The organism is Bacteroides sp. OF03-11BH, assembly GCF_003604005.1.
In the GTDB taxonomy this organism is placed as follows: Bacteria; Bacteroidota; Bacteroidia; order Bacteroidales; family Bacteroidaceae; genus Bacteroides; species Bacteroides ovatus.
In genome coordinates, this window is the sequence record NZ_QTMW01000104.1 from 296 (window position 1) to 2,817 (window position 2,522).

At 38.6% G+C, this 2,522-nt stretch carries 5 protein-coding genes; all 5 read right to left on the reverse strand.

The features are described 5' to 3' along the window. Window positions 1–209: 209 nt before the first annotated feature. Genes DXA54_RS27720 through DXA54_RS27740 form a run of 5 tightly spaced genes read right to left on the reverse strand, consistent with a single transcriptional unit; the run spans window position 210 to window position 2,456 of the window. The gene (locus tag DXA54_RS27720) at window positions 210–518 is read right to left on the reverse strand and encodes a hypothetical protein (protein ID WP_224263218.1); all 309 of its coding nucleotides are present in this window, start codon (window positions 516–518) and stop codon (window positions 210–212) included. Between the two features lie 44 nt (window positions 519–562). Further along, a complete protein-coding gene (locus DXA54_RS27725; protein ID WP_005868762.1) occupies window positions 563–886 on the reverse strand; it encodes a hypothetical protein in 324 nt (107 codons plus the stop codon). A 29-nt stretch (window positions 887–915) separates the two neighbouring features. Then, complete coding sequence (locus DXA54_RS27730) at window positions 916–1,641, reverse strand: N-6 DNA methylase (RefSeq protein WP_005868764.1); 726 nt, start codon at window positions 1,639–1,641, stop codon at window positions 916–918. Window positions 1,642–1,656: 15 nt separating this feature from the next. Beyond that, the gene (locus DXA54_RS27735; RefSeq protein ID WP_005868765.1) at window positions 1,657–1,920 is read right to left on the reverse strand and encodes a hypothetical protein; all 264 of its coding nucleotides are present in this window, start codon (window positions 1,918–1,920) and stop codon (window positions 1,657–1,659) included. A gap of 56 nt (window positions 1,921–1,976) precedes the next feature. Further along, a complete protein-coding gene (locus tag DXA54_RS27740; protein ID WP_005868767.1) occupies window positions 1,977–2,456 on the reverse strand; it encodes an LPD28 domain-containing protein in 480 nt (159 codons plus the stop codon). Between the last annotated feature and the right edge of the window lie 66 nt (window positions 2,457–2,522).

Below are 2,522 nucleotides of genomic sequence, written 5' to 3' on the forward strand. Positions count from 1 at the left end.
GCCGCATAGCGGATGATTACGGGTAAACCGGGAATGAGAACAGTCATTCCGATGAAGGGGAGGGTGGGAAAGAATACTGCGTGAACGCAAATTAATGGGATTACCAGTAACTCCAAGCGTTTTTTGCTACTTTTTTGGGGTGCTTGCCAAAAAGTAGCGGACAGCAAAATACCCTCCCTTCCCTAATCCAAAAGAAGGGAGAATGTGCTTCATTGAAGGTATATAGGTTCCGTTCCCTGATTATAACAATACATAGTGTTATTTCTGAAACCATCAAAGCATATATGAAAATCATCGAAATCCTGTTCCGTGGCCAAACGAACCTTATCACTCAACAAAACCATGCATTGTTTATTGACAGATGTAGCCAAAGAGGTAGTACGTCCCGGCTTTATCTCCAATGCCACCACATAAGAAGTCCTTCGTGGATAGATATACCCAATAATTTCCTCATTGAGTACAACCAAACGAATAACATCTTCATTCAAAACGGGAATATTATTAATTTTGCCCATCATTGTTATAATATAAATCAGTTTATAATCATTAAAATACAATATCATTACAAATGATACCTATAATTTTTATAGGTAAACTTTTCCACCGAGACCACCTCATAAAGATAGTCTTCATGGCAAGAAGCCATTATACAGTTCTCACATTCAAGAATAGGATTTATAACTACACGGAATTTAATAGTGCCGTCCACCAGAACAAACTCCACCCGATTAAAGAACCCTTGTAGAGAATGCCCTTCCTTATCCATCAGACGCACTACTTCACCTGTAAAAACAGCCAATTCCTTAGCCTGCCATTTCGCTTTACGCAAACAACTGTTCGCCGCTTTGACGTTCTCATTCACCTCTTTTGTTCTTATTGCTTTCATACCAAAATCCTTTTTACATATTTATCTTGTCAAAAATCAAAAGTCAGCTGCGTAGCCCTTGCGTTGCTCTGAATCGACCTCTTCAATTCAGAATTATCCTCCATTGCATTTTCAAGTTTCCTAATAAAAGAAGTGTCACCTGCTTCCGTTATCTTTAAAATAGGCAACCATACTCCGGCTATCAGCTGTAAATCTATATGATAACTTCTCCAATGCTGCATTGTCAATGTATTCATCCATGCGACTTCACCGGGTACGCTATTCATCATCAGATTGACAACGGTCATCTTTACACAAATCAAATCTATATCCGAGCCATAACAAAAAAGCCTTCCTCCATCATTCTCTTCCGCACATTTTTTTACAGCGGAAAGTAGCATCCTGCCGGAACCACAGCACGAATCACAGACCGACTGTTTAGGTTTCAGCCTATTTCCCCCCATACATGCCATCAAATCAGCAACGTGTATCGGGGTAAAGAACTGTCCGTTATTCCCATGACTGACACACTCCATGAACATATCTCCCAAGACATCGCAAAATCCTTCCGAATATTCAGACACCCTATAAAACATTTGAACAAAAAGTTCCATTTCATATGGCTTATATCTTTTTTCCACTCTACGATAATCCTCCGCCAACATCCCGACAGACAAATAGTAAAGACAAACATCCAAAAAATCCCGAAAGGCTTCTTCATATCCCCGACTGAAAGCAAGCTTTTCATAAAGTTTCATTATCTCCTTTGGTATCATACTTTTCTGACTTCATTATTCACAACATTCTATATTCCTTGTGCCATAGATTTTATCAAAAGCCGCTTTTATCTCCGAGCGATATTTACAGTCCTTCTCAAAACAAAGTTGTTTTGTCCAAAAATCGAAATCAAAACCATCGGTATTATCAATCGTTACAGAAACATAATCAGTCATACCACTCTGACATACAACCGTATGCCGATTTACACAAAAGTGGTCATTTAAAGCAGTTTCTTTTCGGGTAATGCGTTCTACCATCTTATCTATCCACTTCATACTTATAATATTTTATGTAATTGCCCCATTCCAAGAGGCAGTTACGGTTATACTCATTAAAAATCGTTCTCGTTCAAAAACAGCACATCGCCTTTCATCACCATCCAATTAATCTCACTCAGATGATAGCCACAATGCCCACTCAAAAAAATCTCAATCTCTTCAGTGGTCTGCAATCTCCTGTCTGGGCTTATCACCGCAACATTACCGGAATTACAATCCAATACAGCCAGTTTCTCATAAGCCCACTCACCAAACTGGCAGAACTCGATAAAATTGGTATAGGTTATCCGTATGCTATTGTTTGCATCAAATTCAAGGGGTGACTTTGTAATGAATGAACCTGCATGATTCACCACCACAGAGGGGCTAATCTCTGCCAATGAAGATAAGCTGTCATCCCATCTAATCTCATAAAGGAAAAATCCTTTTGGCAATGAATTGCGGTCTATACGATAACTGGAAAAAAGACCGTCTATCGTTTCATTAATAACTAACTGTTCATAATCTCCTTCTAAATAGTGTACTCGTGACATAACTCGTTGTTTTTTGGGATTGTTAAACTTCTAATTTTATGCTTCAGCTAGATTTAAAGACCTTTT

Bases quoted from the DNA above. Each gene is read 5' to 3' on its own strand.
- DXA54_RS27720 (WP_224263218.1), bottom strand. From the start codon at position 518: ATGATGGGCAAAATTAATAATATTCCCGTTTTGAATGAAGATGTTATT.
- DXA54_RS27725 (WP_005868762.1), bottom strand. From the start codon at position 886: ATGAAAGCAATAAGAACAAAAGAGGTGAATGAGAACGTCAAAGCGGCG.
- DXA54_RS27735 (WP_005868765.1), bottom strand. From the start codon at position 1,920: ATGAAGTGGATAGATAAGATGGTAGAACGCATTACCCGAAAAGAAACT.
- DXA54_RS27730 (WP_005868764.1), bottom strand. From the start codon at position 1,641: ATGATACCAAAGGAGATAATGAAACTTTATGAAAAGCTTGCTTTCAGT.
- DXA54_RS27740 (WP_005868767.1), bottom strand. From the start codon at position 2,456: ATGTCACGAGTACACTATTTAGAAGGAGATTATGAACAGTTAGTTATT.